Annotated in this window: 14 protein-coding genes; 10 read left to right on the plus strand and 4 right to left on the minus strand. The window is 71.8% G+C overall.

The window, feature by feature from the left end:
- Window positions 1–86: 86 nt before the first annotated feature.
- A complete protein-coding gene (locus PE066_RS18865) occupies window positions 87–1,070 on the plus strand; it encodes a MerR family transcriptional regulator (RefSeq protein WP_271234068.1) in 984 nt (327 codons plus the stop codon).
- Between the two features lie 27 nt (window positions 1,071–1,097).
- Here PE066_RS18865 and PE066_RS18870 read toward each other — a convergent pair whose 3' ends face one another.
- Window positions 1,098–1,730: a DNA-3-methyladenine glycosylase gene (locus tag PE066_RS18870; RefSeq protein WP_440480546.1), complete on the minus strand. Its 633-nt coding sequence runs from the start codon at window positions 1,728–1,730 to the stop codon at window positions 1,098–1,100.
- Window positions 1,731–1,851: 121 nt separating this feature from the next.
- Between PE066_RS18870 and imuA the strand changes: the two genes are divergently transcribed.
- Genes imuA through PE066_RS18885 form a run of 3 tightly spaced genes read left to right on the plus strand, consistent with a single transcriptional unit; the run spans window position 1,852 to window position 7,163 of the window.
- Window positions 1,852–2,574 carry a translesion DNA synthesis-associated protein ImuA gene (gene imuA, locus PE066_RS18875; RefSeq protein ID WP_271234069.1) on the plus strand — a complete coding sequence of 241 codons (723 nt, stop codon included), beginning with the start codon at window positions 1,852–1,854 and terminating at the stop codon, window positions 2,572–2,574.
- Window positions 2,543–3,829 (plus strand): DNA polymerase Y family protein, encoded by a 1,287-nt coding sequence (locus PE066_RS18880; RefSeq protein WP_271234070.1) that lies wholly within the window; start codon window positions 2,543–2,545, stop codon window positions 3,827–3,829. The genes imuA and PE066_RS18880 overlap by 32 nt, the downstream gene beginning before the upstream one ends.
- A complete protein-coding gene (locus tag PE066_RS18885; RefSeq protein ID WP_271234071.1) occupies window positions 3,822–7,163 on the plus strand; it encodes an error-prone DNA polymerase in 3,342 nt (1,113 codons plus the stop codon). The genes PE066_RS18880 and PE066_RS18885 overlap by 8 nt, the downstream gene beginning before the upstream one ends.
- 94 nt (window positions 7,164–7,257) lie before the next feature.
- Here the strand turns inward: PE066_RS18885 and PE066_RS18890 are convergent, their stop codons facing one another.
- Window positions 7,258–8,169: a LysR family transcriptional regulator gene (locus PE066_RS18890; protein ID WP_271234072.1), complete on the minus strand. Its 912-nt coding sequence runs from the start codon at window positions 8,167–8,169 to the stop codon at window positions 7,258–7,260.
- 127 nt (window positions 8,170–8,296) lie between these two features.
- Between PE066_RS18890 and PE066_RS18895 the strand changes: the two genes are divergently transcribed.
- Genes PE066_RS18895 through PE066_RS18910 form a run of 4 tightly spaced genes read left to right on the plus strand, consistent with a single transcriptional unit; the run spans window position 8,297 to window position 12,140 of the window.
- On the plus strand, window positions 8,297–9,082 hold the full coding sequence (locus PE066_RS18895) for a 3-hydroxybutyrate dehydrogenase (RefSeq protein WP_271234073.1): 786 nt from the start codon (window positions 8,297–8,299) through the stop codon (window positions 9,080–9,082).
- Between the two features lie 8 nt (window positions 9,083–9,090).
- Complete coding sequence (gene fahA / locus PE066_RS18900) at window positions 9,091–10,419, plus strand: fumarylacetoacetase (RefSeq protein WP_271234074.1); 1,329 nt, start codon at window positions 9,091–9,093, stop codon at window positions 10,417–10,419.
- 55 nt (window positions 10,420–10,474) lie between these two features.
- On the plus strand, window positions 10,475–11,437 hold the full coding sequence (locus PE066_RS18905) for a tripartite tricarboxylate transporter substrate binding protein (protein WP_271234075.1): 963 nt from the start codon (window positions 10,475–10,477) through the stop codon (window positions 11,435–11,437).
- Between the two features lie 52 nt (window positions 11,438–11,489).
- Entirely contained in the window at window positions 11,490–12,140 is a 651-nt protein-coding gene (locus PE066_RS18910) for a trimeric intracellular cation channel family protein (RefSeq protein WP_271234076.1), read from the plus strand.
- On the opposite strand, the gene PE066_RS18915 is transcribed toward PE066_RS18910, so the two are convergent.
- Both PE066_RS18915 and PE066_RS18920 read right to left on the minus strand, forming a co-directional pair.
- Complete coding sequence (locus tag PE066_RS18915) at window positions 12,094–12,825, minus strand: N-acetyltransferase (RefSeq protein ID WP_336298441.1); 732 nt, start codon at window positions 12,823–12,825, stop codon at window positions 12,094–12,096. The genes PE066_RS18910 and PE066_RS18915 overlap by 47 nt on opposite strands.
- 113 nt (window positions 12,826–12,938) lie before the next feature.
- Window positions 12,939–13,811 (minus strand): hypothetical protein, encoded by an 873-nt coding sequence (locus PE066_RS18920; RefSeq protein WP_271234077.1) that lies wholly within the window; start codon window positions 13,809–13,811, stop codon window positions 12,939–12,941.
- Window positions 13,812–14,519: 708 nt separating this feature from the next.
- Between PE066_RS18920 and PE066_RS18925 the strand changes: the two genes are divergently transcribed.
- The gene (locus PE066_RS18925) at window positions 14,520–15,452 is read left to right on the plus strand and encodes a universal stress protein (RefSeq protein ID WP_271234078.1); all 933 of its coding nucleotides are present in this window, start codon (window positions 14,520–14,522) and stop codon (window positions 15,450–15,452) included.
- Window positions 15,442–15,999: a hypothetical protein gene (locus tag PE066_RS18930; protein ID WP_271234079.1), complete on the plus strand. Its 558-nt coding sequence runs from the start codon at window positions 15,442–15,444 to the stop codon at window positions 15,997–15,999. Before PE066_RS18925 ends, PE066_RS18930 begins: the two co-directional genes overlap by 11 nt.
- Window positions 16,000–16,449 lie beyond the last annotated feature (450 nt).

Consider the following 16,449-nt stretch of genomic DNA (forward strand, 5'->3'; position numbering starts at 1 on the left):
TTTCCACCGATTTGTCCTGGACAAAACTCGGTGAGGACGTAGGATAGGGCGAATTTCAGATTCGTCCACAATTTGTCCTAGACAAAATGGCAACAAACTGCTTTTCCATTTCGGCGGTCGAGCGCGAGCTGGGCTTGTCCAAGGACGTCCTGCGGGTCTGGGAGCGCCGCTACGGCTTTCCCGTCCCCGAGCGGGACGGGCACGACGAGCGGATCTACCCTGCCGCGCAGGTGGAGCGGCTGCGCCTGGTCAAGCGGCTGATGGATCGCGGCTGGCGGCCGGGGCGGCTGTTGCCGCTCTCGGCTGACGAGCTGCAGGCGCTGGCCGACGTGCCGCGGCCGACCGCCGGGCGTCGCGAGGGCGGGCCAGCGACGAGCTTGGCCGCAGGTGGGGGGGGCGGCGCAGGGGCTGGCGATGATGGGCTCGACGGGCTGCTCGACCGGGTGCGCAGCGATCAGCCCGACGCGCTCCTGCACACGCTGCAACGCCGGCTGGTCGAACAGGGATTGCGCTCGTTTGTCCAGGACACGGTGGCGCCGCTCACCGTGTCGGTCGGCCTCGCCTGGGAGCACGGCCGGCTGGGCATCCACGAGGAACACTGGTTCACCGAAGTCGTGGCGCGGATCCTGCGGCAGGCCATCACCGCCTTGCCGGCCGATGGCGGTCCGCGCGTGCTGCTGACGACCCTGCCCGGGGAGCCGCACGGGCTGGGGCTCCTGATGGCCGAGGCGGTGTTCGCGCTCGCAGGCGCCCGCTGCATTCCGCTCGGCACGCAGACCCCGGTGCTGGAGATCGTGCAGGCGGCCGGAGCCCGGCAAGCGGATGCGGTTGCGCTCTCGTTCTCGGCCGCCTTCCCGGCTCGGCAAGTGACGCCGTTGCTGCGCCAGGTGCGGGGTGCGTTGCCGGCGCCCACGCAACTATGGGCCGGTGGCGCCGGGGTCGGCCGGATCGCCGCCAGCGACGGGGTGCGGTTGCTGGCGACGCTGGACGACGCGGCCGCGGCCGTGGCGCAATGGCGGGCCGCCGAAGAACCCGGAACCGTCGCACGGCCACCGCGCAGCGCTGCCTGACTGGTCGGCGCCCCGTTGTCCGCCGCCTCAGGCGGGAAACCGCCGGCTCAGGTAGCGCGAACCCTTCAGCCCGAACCGCCACGGCACGTCGACCGCCTTGCTGATGCCGACGCGCGGGCCGGCCACGATGTCCACGTCGACGTCCGCGCGGCGCGCCAGCACCTGGAACGGCGCGCGATCGAGCCGGTGGCCGTTCATGGCGTGCGTGATGGCCAGTGCCTGGCCCAGCTTGCCGGGGCCCGAGCACAGCAGCCGGTCCTCGTGCAGGCCGCGCCGCTCGCGCATCACGTCAAGGCCCTGGGTGGGCTGCAGCGCCCGGATCAGCACCCCGGCGCCATGCCCGGCCTCGCAACAGACGAAGTTCAGGCACCAGTGGATGCCGTAGGAGCGGTACACGTAGGCGCGGCCGGGCGGGCCGAACATCGCTGCGTTGCGCGCGGTCGGGCCGGTGTAGGCGTGCGAAGCCGGGTCTTCGCGGTCGTAGGCCTCGGTCTCCACGATCACCCCGCCGATGCCATCGACCAGCAGGGTCGCGCCGATCAGGGCCTGGGCGACCGAGTGGGAGTCGGCCTCGAAATCCCCAGGCACGAGCGCGCGCGACAGGGCGACCGGCTCGTGGAGAAGGTGCTGGGGTGGGTGGCTGGGCAAGCCGGCAAGCATGCCATGGCCAACAACACAGGACGGCGATTTCCCTGACTTGGCGAAACAGACGCAGGCTGCACTTTACTGTATAAACAACCAGTCTTTTCTGCGTTCCCGATTCCCCCTCCCGAGCACCCACATGCAGCCCGCTGCAGCCTTGGCCGTCCCCGATGTCTGGCGCGTGCAGGACCTCGCGCTGCAGGCCGGCGCGCGGCCCAGCGGGCATGAGGCGCTCGACCGGCACCTGCCCGGCGGCGGCTGGCCGCTGGGCAGCCTGATCGAGCTGATCCAGGCCCGCCCGCAGGCGCCTGTCTGGCAACTGGTGCTGCCGGCCCTGGCGCAGCTCACCCGCGAGCAGCCCGGCCCGATCGCCCTGGTCGGCGCGCCGCACCCGCCGTTCGGGCCGGCGCTGGCCGCGCAGGGCCTGCCGGCCGACCGCCTGCTGTGGATCCGCACCGATGCCGCCGCGGCGCGCCTGTGGGCGGCCGAGCAGGCGCTGCGCTGCGCCGACGTGGCGGGCCTGCTGGCCTGGCTGCCGCAGGTGCGCTCGCAGGACCTGCGCCGCCTGCACCTGGCCGCCGGCCGGCACCGCAAGCTGCTGTTCGTGCTGCGCAGCCTCGACGCGCAGCAGCAGGCCAGCCCGGCGCCGCTGCGGCTGCGGCTGGAAGGCGTGGACGAGCTGCAGGTGCGCATCGTCAAGCGCAAGGGGCCCCCGCTGGAAGAACCGATCCTGCTGCCGGCCATGCCGGCGCGGCTGCAGGCGCTGCTGGCCTCGCGCCAGCAGCGCGCCGCGCCGGCGCCCACTTCGCAACCCGACCCCAGGAGATCGCATGTACTGGATCGCCTTGTCACCGCCGCCTGAGGGCGAGCGCCTCGCCTGGACCTGGTGGGCGCTGCGCTTCACGCCCCGCGTCGCGCTCGTCGAAGAAGCGATCCTGCTGGAGGTCTCGGCCAGCCTGCGGCTGTTCGGCGGCCGTCGCGGGCTGCTGCAGCTGCTGCTGAAGTCGCGCACCGACCTGCAGCCGCCGCCCTGGGCCGCCGGGCCGACGGCGCTGGTCGCGCTGGCGCTGCTGCGCTGCAAGCTGCGCTCGCAGGCCGCGCCGGCGCCAGTCCCCGACGGGTTGCCGCTGGAGCTGCTCAGCGCCGCGCTGCCGCACGTGCCGCTGCTGGAGCGCACCGGCATCCGCAGCTGGGGCCAGCTGCGCGCGCTGCCGCGCGGCGGCCTGTCGCGCCGCTTCGGCGCGGGGCTGCTGGCCGCGCTCGATGCCGCCTACGGCCAGCGCCCCGAGCAGTACCCCTGGGAGACGCTGCCCGAAGCCTTCGACCTGGACCTGGAGCTGGACTGCCTGGCCACCGGTACCCACGAGCTGATGCCGGCCGCCGAGCACCTGCTGCGCCTGCTGCAGCACTGGCTGCAGGCGCGCAACCGCGGCGTGCTGGCGCTGGAGCTGGAATGGACGCTGGACCTGCGCCGCCTGAACGGCGTGAGGCTGCCGCCCAGGGAGCAGCTTCAAGTGCGCACCGCCCAGCCCACGCAGGAGATGGCGCACCTGCGCCGGCTGGTCGGCGAGCACCTGGCGCGCGCCCGGCTGTCGGCGCCGGCCAACCACCTGCGCCTGCGTTCGCTGGAGACGGTGCCCTGGGGCGGCGCCACCGCCAGCCTGCTGCCGCAGGAGCAGGCCGAAGGCGAGCGGCTGCACCAGCTGGTCGAGCGCCTGTCGGTGCGGCTGGGCGACGACAGCGTGCTGGTGCCGCAGGCGCAGCAGGACCACCGGCCCGAGTGCAAGCAGGATTGGCGGCCGGCCAGGGCGCACGAGGCCACGCCCTGCGCCGACAGCGACGCGCTCTATCCCACCTGGCTGCTGCCGCAGCCGCTGAAGCTGCGCATGCAGGGCGAGACGCCGTGCTTCGGCGGGCCGCTGCGCCGGCTGGCGCGCCTGTACCGCGTCGAGACCGCGTGGTGGGAAGAACCCGGCCCGGCCCTGCGCGACTACTTCATCGCCCGCAGTCCGCAGGCCGGGCTGGTGTGGATCTACCGCGAGCGGCCGCGTCGGCTGGCGCAGGAGCTCGCGACCTCGGGGCCCTTCGCCTGGTACCTGCAGGGCCTGTATGCCTGAGAGCGCCGTCAAGCCGCAGCTGCTGCTGGACGAGGAGCGCCTGCCGCCTGTGCTGGGCAGCGGGCCGGACCTGCTGCCGCGCTACGCCGAGCTGCATTGCCTTTCGAACTTCAGCTTCCAGCGCGGCGCGTCGCACCCGCAGGAGCTGGTGCGACGCGCCTACGACCTGGGCTACGACGCCCTGGCCATCACCGACGAGTGCTCGGTGGCCGGCGTGGTGCGCGCGGGATCGGGCCTGCACGACTACCTCGACTTCATCCGCCGGCTGGAAGAGGCGTATCCGGGCCAGCGCCGGCTGCGGCCATTCCGGCTGCTGTACGGCTCGGAATTCGATTTCGGCGATGGCCGGCTGGTGGCGATCGCGCGCGACCTGCCAGGCTGGGGCGGCCTGTGCGAGTTCATCACCGCCGCACGCACCACCCGGGCGCCCAAGGGCACCTACGTGGTGGGTTGGGAGACCAGCGACCTGCGCCGGCTGCAAGGCTGCGAGATCCTGTTCGCGCCGCAGCGGCCCGAAGGCCAGCGTCTCGACATCGATGCGTTGTGCCGTCGCTTGCACGCCTTGCGCGCGCTGTACGGCGACAGCCTGTGGCTGGCCGTCAACCTGCCGCACCGGCTCGACGACGACCTCTGGCTGGCCGACCTGCGCGAAGCGGGCGAGCGCACCGGCGTGCCGCTGGTGGCCACCGGCGACGTGCACATGCACGCGCGCTCGCGCAAGCCGCTGCAGGACGTGATCACCGCGGTGCGGCTGGGCCGGCCGGTGGCCGGCTGCGGGCTGGCGCTGCAGGGCAATGCCGAGCGCCACCTGCGCCAGCGCAAGCGCCTGGCCGAGCTGTACCCGCGCGAGCTGCTGGACCGCACCCTGCAGCTGGCTGACCGCTGCCGCTTCGAGCTGGACGAGATCCGCTACGACTACCCGCTGGAGACCGTGCCGCCCGGCCTGACGCCGACCCAGGCCTTGCGCCAGCTGACCTACGAAGGCGCGCGCGAGCGCTACCCGCAGGGCCTCCCGCCGCGCGTGGTGGAGCTGCTGGAAAAGGAGCTGCCGCTGATCGAGCAGTGCCGCTACGAGATGTTCTTCCTGACCGTGCACGACATCGTGCGCTTCGCCCGATCGGAAAACATCCTGTGCCAGGGCCGCGGCTCGGCGGCCAACTCGGTGGTGTGCTTCTGCCTGGGCATCACCGCCATGGACCCGATGCTGTCGCAGCCGCTGCTGGAGCGCTTCATCAGCGTGGACCGGCGCAACGAGCCGCCCGACATCGACGTCGACTTCGAGCACGAGCGGCGCGAGGAGGTGATCCAGTACATCTACGGCAAGTACGGCCGCGAGCGCGCCGCCATCGCCGCGGTGGTGATCGGCTACCGCACCCGCAGCGCGATCCGCGACGTCGGCAAGGCACTGGGCGTGGCCGAGCCGCTGGTCGATGCCTTCGCCAAGGACCACTTCTGGTTCGACGACCGGCTGGCGCCCGAGCGCCTGCGCGAGATGGCCGCGCACGGTGGCGTGCCGCTGGCCGAGCACCAGGCCCGGCTGTGGCTGGAACTGGCCCAGCAGCTCATCGGTTTTCCGCGCCACCTGTCGCAGCACGTGGGCGGCTTCGTGCTGACGCAGACGAAATTGACGCGGCTGGTGCCGGTGGAGAACGCCAGCATGAAGGAACGCTCCGTCATCCAGTGGGACAAGGACGACCTGGAGGACATGGGGCTGATGAAGGTCGACGTGCTGGCGCTGGGCATGCTCAGCGCCATCCGCCGCTGCATCGACCTCGTCGCCCAGCGGCGCGGCGCGCCCTTCACGCGCTACGACATCCCGACCCACGACGAGCCCACCTACGAGATGATCCGGCGCGCCGACACGGTCGGCGTGTTCCAGATCGAAAGCCGCGCGCAGATGTCCATGCTGCCGCGCCTGAAGCCGCGCGAGTTCTACGACCTGGTGGTGCAGGTGGCCATCGTGCGGCCGGGCCCGATCACCGGCGGCATGGTCCACCCCTACCTGAAGGCGCGCGAGCGCAAGGCCCGGGGCGAAGCGATCGAATACGAGCGCTCGACCCGGGACGGCGCCGAGCCGCGCCTGAAGAAGGCGCTGGAGCGCACGCTGGGCATCCCGATCTTCCAGGAGCAGGTGATGGAGATCTCCATGCTCGCCGCCGGCTTCACGGCCACCGAGGCCGACGCGCTGCGCCGCGCCATGGCGGCCTGGAAACGCAAGGGCGGCCTCGGCAAGTTCGAGGCGCGCCTGAAGGGCGGCATGCTCGCCAACGGCTACAGCGCCGGGTTCGCCGACCGCATCTTCGAGCAGATCAAGGGCTTCGGCGACTACGGCTTTCCGGAAAGCCATGCCTACAGCTTCGCGTTGCTGGCCTGGTCCAGCAGCTGGCTCAAGTGCCACGAGCCGGCCTGCTTCCTGGCCGCGATGCTGAACTCGCAGCCCATGGGGTTCTATGCGCCCTCGCAGCTGGTGCAGGACGCGCAGCGGCACGGCGTGAAGGTGCTGCCGCCGGACGTGTCGGCCAGCGATTGGGACAGCAGGCTGGAGTGGGAGGAGGGGGGCGGCTCGCCGCCGCAGGCGGCCGCAGCGCCGGCGGCGGACACGGGTGCGCCGCCGGCCGTGCGCCTGGGCCTGCGCCTGGTGGGCGGCCTGCGCGAAGAGGCGGCGCAGCGCATCGCGCAAGCACGGGCCCAGGGCGCCTTCATCGACACCGAGGACCTGGCGCTGCGCGCGCGGCTGGACGTGCAGGACCTGGCCGCGCTGGCCGCCGGCGACGCGCTGCAGTCGCTGGCCGGCCACCGCCGCCAGCAGGTCTGGGAAGCCTCGGCCCAGCGCCGCGCGCCCGAGTTGCTGCAGCACGCGCCGATCCGCGAAGCGGCGCTGGCACTGCCGGCGGCGCACGAAGGCGAGGAGATCGTCTTCGACTACGACTCGCTCGGCCTGACCTTGCGCCGCCACCCGGTGGCACTGCTGCGCCCGAAGCTCGCGCGCATGCGCTTTAAGGACGCCCAGCAGTTGCAGGCCTTGCCCGATGGCTGCCGCGTATCCGCCTGCGGCATGGTCACCGTGCGCCAGCAGCCGTCCACCGCCAACGGCACCATCTTCGTCACGCTGGAAGACGAGACCGGCCCGGTGAACGTGATCGTCTGGAAGGGCGTGCGCGAGCAGCAGCGCGAGCCCCTGATGCACGCCCGGCTGCTGGCCGTGCACGGCACCTGGCAGCGCGACGAGGCCAGCCAGGGGCGCGTGTGCCACCTGATCGCCGAGCGGCTGGAAGACCTGACACCGCTGCTCGGGCGGCTGGGGCGGCAAAGCCGCAGCCGGGATTTCCGCTAGCGGCGCCGACGCGCCCGCGATGGCGACGAAGTTGCAGCACAGTCACCAGGCGACGTGGCCGCGTCGGGAATGACTCCCTGCCGCTGGATGGCACTCAGTCGATGGCAGCTGCGGACTCCCGCGCGTCCTCTCCCAGGTCCATCTCCAGCAGGTTCGCCAGGGCCGGGTTGCGGTTGCTGGTCCGCCAGGCCAGTCCGTGGCTGAGCGGATGGGCATGGGAGTCGAGCGAGCGGAACACCACGCCCACCGTCTCCTTGGCCTCCAGCTCGCGCGGGACGACCGAAACACCGGTGCCGGCCGCCACCAGGCACAGCAGCACCTGGGAGCTTTCCGTCTCGCGCACCACGCGCGGGTCGAAGCCGGCCCGGCCGCATTCGTCATCCATGGCCTGGCGCAGGTGGTAGCCCTGGTTGGACGGAAAGCCGACGAAGGGTTCGTCCTGCAGCCGCTCCAGCCGCAGGTCCTCGCAGCCCGCCAGCGGGTGCGAGGCGGGCAGGGCGATCACCAGCTCGGTCGTGGCGAAGCGGCGCGTCGCCAGGTCCTCGCCCTCCAGCGGCAGGAAGCACAGGGCGACGTCCAGCGTCCCCTGCAGCAGGCCGAGCCGCAGCGCCCCGCTGGGCAGCGGTCCTCCGGCGATGTCGAGCGCCACCTCCGGGAAGCGCTGGCGGAACGCGGCCACCAGGCGCAGCAGCAGCAGCTGGCTGCCGCGGCCGGTGTAGCCCACGCGCAGCTGCCCGGTCTCGCCGCGCGCCGCGCGGCGGCAGGACTCCACCGCCTGGTCCAGCTGCGCGAACAGCGGGCGCACGCCGTCGAAGAACACGTGGCCGGCGGCCGTCAGCGCCACCCGGCGGGTATTGCGCTCGAACAGCTGCACGCCCAGCTCCGCCTCCAGTTCGCGGATGCGCTGGCTCAAGGGTGGCTGTGCCATGTGCAGCCGCTGGGCCGCCCGCGTGAAGCTCTGTTCATGGGCGACGGCGAGGAAGCCGCGCAACTGGCGCAAGTCCATTGGCACCTCCAACTTAGATTGATTCGGTCTAGATGATTAACCTAAATGATATTGGACGTATCAATGCGGGCTCCCTAGCATCCCCGTCAACGGGGGCGCACATCGATTTCCCCCGACAGGAGAAAGCGTGAGTCTGAAGAACAGGACCGCCCTGGTCACCGGCGGCAACAGCGGGATCGGGCTGGGGATCGCCCAGCGGCTGGCCAGCGAAGGCGCCGACCTCGTGATCAACGGCATCGTTCCGGCGGACGAGGGCCAGGCCGAATGCGACCGGCTGGCGGCGGCCCACGGCGTGCGGGCGCACTACCTGGCGGCCGACCTGCGCGACCCGGCGCAGATCGAGGGCCTGCTGCACCAGGCCCGCGAGTGCCTGGGGGGCGTCGACATCCTGGTGAACAACGCCGGCATGCAGCACGTCAGCCCGATCGAGCAGTTCCCGGTGGACATCTGGAACGCGATGCTGGCCGTCAACCTGTCCGCCGCGTTCCACACCATCCGGCTGGCGCTGCCCGGCATGCGCGAACGCGGCTGGGGCCGCATCGTCAACATCGCCTCGATCAGCGGCCTGCGCGGTCGCGCCGGCAAGTCGGCCTACAACGCCACCAAGCACGGGCTGATCGGCCTGACCAAGTCGGTCGCCCTGGAGATGGCGCAGACGAACATCACCTGCAATGCGATCTGCCCCGGCTGGGCCTTGACCGCGCTGGTGCAGCGCCAGGTGGATGCCCTCGCGCAGAAGGAGGGGCTGGATGGCGACGAAGCCACGCGCAAGCTGCTCGGCCTGCGCCAGCCGTCGGGCCGGTTCGTCACGACCGAGCAGATCGCCGCACTCACGGCCTTCCTCTGCTCCGAGGACGCCCAGGAAGTCCGCGGGGCCGCCTGGACCATGGACGGCGGCACCACGGCGGCATGAGCATGGACATGAACAGCAACCGCATCGCCCCGATCGACCACACCCATGCGCCCGAGTTGCGCAGCTGGGTCGAATCCGCCGCCGGCCACCCGGCTTTCCCGATCCAGAACCTGCCGCTGGGCGTGTTCCGCGGCGACGACGGTCCGCGCATCGGCGTGGCGATCGGCGACCAGGTGCTCGACCTGCGGGCGGCCCGTGCGGCCGGCCTGCTGCAGGGCCTGGATGCGGCGCAGGCCGCCGCCGTGGAGGCGCCGGCACTCAACGACTGGATGGCGCTGGCGCCGTCGCAACGGCGCGCGCTGCGGCATGCCGTGTCGGCCCTGCTCGCGGCGGACACGAGCGAAGGTCGTGCCGCCCGGGGGGCGCAGCACCCGATCCTGCGCTCGCAGGGCGACAGCGAGATGCTGCTGCCGGCCCGGGTGGGCGACTACACGGACTTCTACGCCGGCATCCACCATGCCATCAACGCCGGGAAGTTCTTCCGGCCCGACAACCCGCTGCTGCCCAACTACAAGCACGTGCCGGTGGCCTACCACGGGCGCGCCTCGTCCGTGCGGCCTTCGGGGGCGCTGCTGCGCCGGCCGCGCGGGCAGGTGCGGCAGGACACGCCGCAGGGGCCGCAGCCGGTGTTCCAGCCCAGCGCCCGGCTGGACTACGAGCTCGAGCTGGCGATCTGGATCGGGCCGGGCAACGCGCTGGGTGAACCCATCGCCGTCACCCGGGCAGGCGACCACGTGGCCGGGTTCGGCCTGCTGAACGACTGGTCGGCCCGCGACATCCAGGCCTGGGAGTACCAGCCGCTGGGGGCGTTCCAGGGCAAGAACTTCCTCACCAGCGTGTCGCCCTGGGTGGTCACCGCCGATGCGATGGCGCCGTTCCGCGCACCGGCCATGGCGCGCGACGGCGGGCCGCGGCCGCTGGACTACCTGTACGACGAGGCCGACCAGCAGACCGGCGGCCTGCGGGTGGAACTCGAGGTCTACCTCAGCACTCGAACCATGCGCAGCCAGGGTCTGGCGCCCCACCGCCTGTCGCGCGGCGATTCCACCTACCTGTGGTGGACGCCGGCGCAGATGGTGGCCCACCACACCGTGGCCGGCTGCGACCTGCAGCCGGGCGACCTGCTCGGCTCCGGCACGATCTCCACGCCCGAGCCGGGCGGCCGCGGCTGCCTGCTGGAGCTGACCGACGGCGTCCGCCAGCCGGTGCAGCTGCCGGGCGGCGAGACGCGGATGTTCCTGCAGGACGGCGACGAGGTCGTGCTGCGCGGGCAGTGCCGCCGCGAGGGCTTCGCCACCATCGGCCTCGGCGAGTGCCGGGGCCTCGTCCAGGACTGATCCCAGGCCCGGGCGCTTGCGCCCGATCCCTTCCCTTTCTCCCAAGGAGACCCCGATGCAAAGAAGATTGTTCACCACCGCCGTTGCTGCTGCCGCACTGGTTGCCGTCGCCGGGCCGGCCTCGGCCTCGAGCTGGCCGGACAAGCCGATCAAACTCATCGTGCCGTACTCGGCCGGCGGCGTGACCGACCAGATGGGCCGTGCCCTCGCCGAGTTCGCTTCGAAGCGCCTGGGGCAGGCTGTCGTCATCGAGAACAAGACCGGCGCCAACGGCACGCTCGGTGCGGTCCAGATGCGCACCACCGACCCGGCCGGCTACACGCTGACGATGATCCCGATCGGCGTGTTCCGCATGCCGCACATCACCGGCGCGCAGTACGACCCGCTGAAGGACCTGACCTACATCTCCTCGGTGGCCGGCTTCAACTACTACATCGCCGTCAATGCCGCCTCGCCCTGGAAGACGATGGCCGAACTGATCGACTACGCGAAGAAGAAGCAGGGGCCCGTCTCGTACGGCACCCCGGGTGCGTACAGCAGCCAGCACCTGGGCATGGCGCAGCTGGGCACGCACGTCGGCGCCGACTGGGTGCACATCCCGTTCAAGGGCGACGCCGATGCCATGACCGCCCTGCTGGGCAACCACGTGCAGGCCGTCGTCAGCGCGAGCTCCATCCTGCCGTACGTCGAGACCGGCCGCATGCGCGTGCTGGCGGCGCTGGGCGACAAGCGCTCGGACGAGCTGCCGAACGTGCCGACGCTCAAGGAGCTCGGATACCCGGTCGTGCACACCTCGCCGATCGGCATCGCGGGCCCGAAGGGCATGGACCCGGCCGTGGTGAAGAAGCTCGACGCCACGTTCCGCGACGTCCTGAACGATCCGGAATTCCAGGCAGCGCTGAAGAAGTTCGGCCTGTCGTCCCTGTACATGGACCAGGCCAGCTACGCCAAGTACGCGCGCGACATCTACCTGGGCGAGAAGGATGCGCTCAAGGCGATGGTCGCCAACGTGAAATAAGGGCGCGCACGGCGGCGGGCCGGGGTCGCACCAGCCGCGACAATCCGCCGCCATGCAGCCCTCTCCCTCTGCCATCTCGACCGCCCTCCTGCTTGCCGAGGCCCTCGGCACGCTGGCCTTCGCCATCTCCGGGCTGATCGCCGCGGCCGGCCGCAAGTTCGACGCGGTGGGCGTGGTGATGGTGGCGGGCGTCACGGCCTTCGGCGGCGGGACGCTGCGCGACGTGCTGCTGGAGCGGCGGCCGTTCTTCTGGGTCGAGCGGGTGGAGTGGCTGTGGGCGCTGCTGGTGCTGTGCCTGCTGGCGATGCTGCTGCTGCGGGCCAGGCACTTCGGCATCACGCGGCGCGCCATCCTGTGGCCCGACGCGATCGGGCTCGGGCTGTTCACGGCCAACGGGGCGCAGATCGCCCACGCGATGGGGCTGCCGGCGCTGGTGTGCGTGCTGATGGGGATGATCACCGCGGTGTTCGGCGGCGTGATCCGCGACGTGCTGTGCAACGACCTGCCGGCCGTCTTCAGCGACCACCGCCCCTATGCCGTGTGCTCGTTTGCCGGCGGCTGGGTGCTGCTGGGCGCCCACGCGCTCGGCTCGCCGGTGTGGCTGGCGCTGGTGGCGGCGACGCTGGCCACCGCCGCCCTGCGCATGGCGGCCGTTTTCAGCGGCTGGACGCTGCCGCCCTGGAACGCGGACGAGGACGCCTGACCGGATCGGCTTCCTGCGCCACCGGGTCGTTGCTGGCCTCGGCCTGCTGCGCCAGCGGCCGCATGCCGGTGGCGGCGCACAGCCCCTCCAGGGTCCAGCCGTTGCCCAGCATCACCATGCGCGTGTGCAGCTCGTCGAGCACCGCATCGTCCACTTCGCTGCCCAGGCAGCGCAGCGCCTTGTCGCGCACGTCCACGTAGATCAGTTCGCGCCTGCGGGCGAGTGCGCGCCAGAGGCCGTGCGCGCCGGCCGACTGGCGTGCGCCGCTGATCAGGCACAGGCCGCCGCCCAGTCCCCACTCGTACACCGCGGTGGCGATGCCGCGGCGCTGGTAGTCGGGCGAGTAGCGCGAGTGCGGCGCGCGCAGGTGGCGGTCGGCGCGGCGGTTCAGCTCGACCAGGCGGTTGAACACGGTGTAGCCGGCCAGGCGGGCGTGCACCACGTCTTCGACGTAGACGTAGGTCTCGCCGTCGGCCTCGCGCGTGCGGAACATGAGGCCGGGCAGGTTGATGGGCGCGGTGGCGCTGCCGAACATGGCATCGCCCGGCGTTCGCAAGCGGCGGTAGAGGTTGTCCAGTTCGCCCTCGAGGTCCTCGGGGCGCAGGTCGACGTCGATGCGCAGGTCGGCGCGGGTGTCCAGGCCGCGCGGTCCGGTCGGCAGCCGCGGGAGCCAGCGCGCGAGCAAAGCCCCGGCGCGTTGCGCTGGATCCCCGCCTTCGCGGGGGGAGACGCGGTCCCGATGCGGAACGAGGGCATGACCCATGGGGAACGTCGTCGCAAACACGGCAACCTCCTTCGTCAAACCGCGCTGAACCCGGCCCAGCAGCCGCTCATCAGGGCGTCGGGCCGGGCGCTGGCGTTGACGCGGGCGCTGGTGTCCCAGGCGTCGCTCGGCACCGACAGGCCGGCGAACACGCCGTAGCCGTCGCCGGCGCGCAGTTCGCCGGCGGTGAACAGGCTCTCGCCGGCGCGGATCGCGCCGCCCGCGCGGATGCTCTCGCCCGCGCGGATGCCCCAGCCCGCATCCAGGTGCCGGCGCGCCTCGATCGAACCCGCGCACAGGATCCCCTGTTCCGCGCGCACGCTGGCACCGGCATCGAGCGAGCCGCCCACGCGCAGGCTCTTGCCGCAGGCGAGCGCGCCCTCCACGCGCAAGTCCTGCCCGGTGACGATGCCGCCGGCCACGTCCAGCCCCTCGCTGCAAGCGATGTCCCAGCCCGCGCGCAGCTCGCCGCCGACGCGCACCGGCGCGTTCGCCTCCAGGCCCCAGGCGACGTGGATGTCGCCGCCGGCTTCCAGCGCGCCCGCGCACCGCAGCCCGCCCTCGGTGCGGATGTCCTCGCCGACGGTCACCGGGCCGCCCGCGCGCAGGCCGGCGCCGCAGCGGATCGAGCGGCCGGCGCGCAGCACGCCATCGACCTCGATCCCGCCGCTCACCTCGAGCGTGCCGGCGAACACCAGCGCGGCCGCCTCGATCGCATCGACGCGCAGCACCGCATTGGTCGGGCCGAACTGCGACAGCAGCCAGCAGGCGTCGTCGATCCGGCCCTCCGCGACCAGCGAATCCAGCACCTGCTGGTAGTCGCTGCGGTCCTCGTAATGGCGCGCGAACCAGCGGAAGCCGGCGGCGCAGGGGCTCTTGGCCCGGATCAAGCTCTTCGTCAGGTCCATGCGGCAAGCGAGGCTGCCCACCGGCTTCAGGCCGACGGGGGCAGGACTCGATGAGCGGACTTGTCCCGCGCAGGCGGGGCAGGCCGCAGGCGCGCTGGGCAGGGGCCCGGCGATGAAGAGTTAGCGCGAAAGGGGAAGGGTTATCGCCGGGCGGTGGGATGTGCGACCGGCCGGTGGGGGCGGATCGCACGCACGGCAGCACGCCTCGCCGCGGACGGGCGATTCATCGGGCAAGGGATGAACGAGGGGCGTGACATGGGGGCGATGGTTGCAGGCCCGCGATGCGAAGCAACACGGGGCCGCAGGATGGTAGCCCGCATGCAATGTCGCACGCCAGCGAGCGGTTATTGGCGCGCATGGTGCGGCAATACTGGCACGCGGCGCAGGTGCATGCTTGCCCTGGCAGCAGGGTCTTCCTATACTCGCCCGGCCATGAACCGACTGACGCCTGTCCGTTTTGCCCTTTCCGCCGCGCTGCCGGCCGCGGGGCAACTGCGCGCGCGTCCGCTGCATCCGCAGCAGCGAACGCCTGCGCATCCGTAGGCCCGGCGGTCCGCTTCTTCCCCCTCCCACGCAGACCATCGACCGCCGGGCCACCCACCCAGCGCGGTAGCGCGCGCAACCCGCGCGCCACCGATGGAGTTCCATTCACCTTCACCCGCCGGCCGCATCCAAGGTGGCGGGTGCCAGACTTTGGAGGGATGGGAAATGAACATCCAGACCGTTGCGGTCCTGACCGACCTGTCGTTGCGAGAGGGCATGGCCGTGCAGCGTGCCTGCCGGATCGCCGAAACCCATGGTGCCCAGCTCAAGCTGGTGTACATGCCCAGCGGCGCGCAAGCGGCGCTGCCGAACGCGCGCCAGCGCGTGGCCAATGCCGCGGCGCAGATCGAGGAGTCCTCCGGCCTGCGCGTGAATCCCGTCGTGGCCGGGGGCCGCTCGATCGATGCGATCGCGGCCGAATTCGCCGGCAGCGACCTGCTGGTGCTGCCGGACCGGCGCGAGCGCACGCCGATGGCGCTGTTCGCCGGCCAGCCGGCCGAGCGGCTGCTGCGTCGCCTCGACGTGCCGGTGCTGGTGGTGCGATCGGTGCCGGCCGACGACTACGGCCGCATCCTGGTGGCTGTCAACGTCGGGCCCGAATGCTTCGAGGTGGTGGCCGCGGCCGCCGCGCTGGAGCCCACCGCGGAGCTGGAGCTGTTCCACGCGACCAGCACGCTGAAGGAGGCCTGGCTGCGCTCGGCCGAGGCGTCCGAGCAATCCGTGCGCGCCTACCGGCAGGCCACCACCCGGCATGCGCAGCAGCATCTGCTGCGCGTCTCCGATTCGTTCTCGGCGCGGCGCAACCGCGTGCGCACCACGATCGGCCGCGGTGACCCGGCGCGCCAGGCGCTGATCCAGCAGGAGCACACCGGTGCTGCGCTGGTGGTGGTCGGCAAGCGGCGGCGTGCCGCCTGGTTCGACTTCCTGTTCGGCAGTGCGGCCCAGCGCATCCTGGGTTGGGGCCGCAGCGACGTGCTGCTGGTGCCGCAGGACCTGCGCGGCGCCGACCAGCCGGTGTCCGCGGCGCCCGGCGGCGGTGCCATCGGCCCCTGGGGCGGCCTGGTGGGCATGGGTGGGGAGGGCGGCCATGTTCGCTGACGACGTCCTCGATCGCCTGCCGCTGCGCCAGTCCGTCAAGCCGACCGGCGAGGCGAGCTTCGCGTTCGCCGAGCGCAAGCTGCTCGACTGGCTGTCGCGCCCGGCCGAATTCCAGATCACCCGCTACGGTGAAGGCGGGCAGATCCATGCGGCCAGCGAGTCGGCCCTGGGCGAGGCGCAGTCGCTGCTGCGCGAGGCCTATGGCGCGCTGATCTCGTTCGGCGAGCCCCTGGTGCATACCTGGATCTGCCCGCGCGAAGAGCAGCTGATGGAACCCATCATGCAGCTGCGGGTGGAGGCCGGGCGTGCCCACGTGCTGCCGGCCCTCGGCGAGCTCAAGCAGCGCAATGCCGACGTGCAGGAGGTGGAGCTGGAGCCCGATCGCGCCGTGTTTCGCGCCGAGATCCGGCTGGCCGACCTGCTCGGCTACGAACGCGCGGTGGAGGGCCTGACCGGCGAAGCCGCCCACGTGCTGAGCCGTCTGCTGCGCTACCAGCCGGCGTCGAGCGGTTCCATGCCGGGGGCGGGGAGCTGGTACGCGGGGTGATGCCCCAAAGGGCTGAATAGGAACCCGGGGCCCCCCGCTCGGCCCAGTGCTGGACGGGGCGGCCTGTCATCTTGGTCCCACGCCAGTCCCAAAGCAAAGGGCCAGCGCACGCAAGTGGCTGGCCCTTCTTGAATCATTCTGGAGCGGGCGATGGGAACCCGCTCCACTTCTGCTTCCCCCTGAGAGCGTGCCTCTATTTCGCTGGTTTGTATGAGGAGATTGTATGAGTGGCCACCGCCTTGGCGGCCGTCTTTAGCTGGGCGCGAACTGCCCTGAAGCCGGCCGGCTTCTGCCCGGTCACACTGGATGAGTGAGTGCAGCTGGTGGCTGAAGGAGCGGGGGCCGTTGGGGGGCCCGCAGAAGCACCGTCAGCGCTGATTAGATGAGAAGATCGCGAGGATGCTGAAGCTGGATCAGGTGAACTGAGGTAGTGACCGGTGACTGTCATGG

Origin of the sequence: Ramlibacter tataouinensis (assembly GCF_027941915.1) — a bacterium.
Classification (GTDB): domain Bacteria; phylum Pseudomonadota; class Gammaproteobacteria; order Burkholderiales; family Burkholderiaceae_C; genus Ramlibacter; species Ramlibacter tataouinensis_C.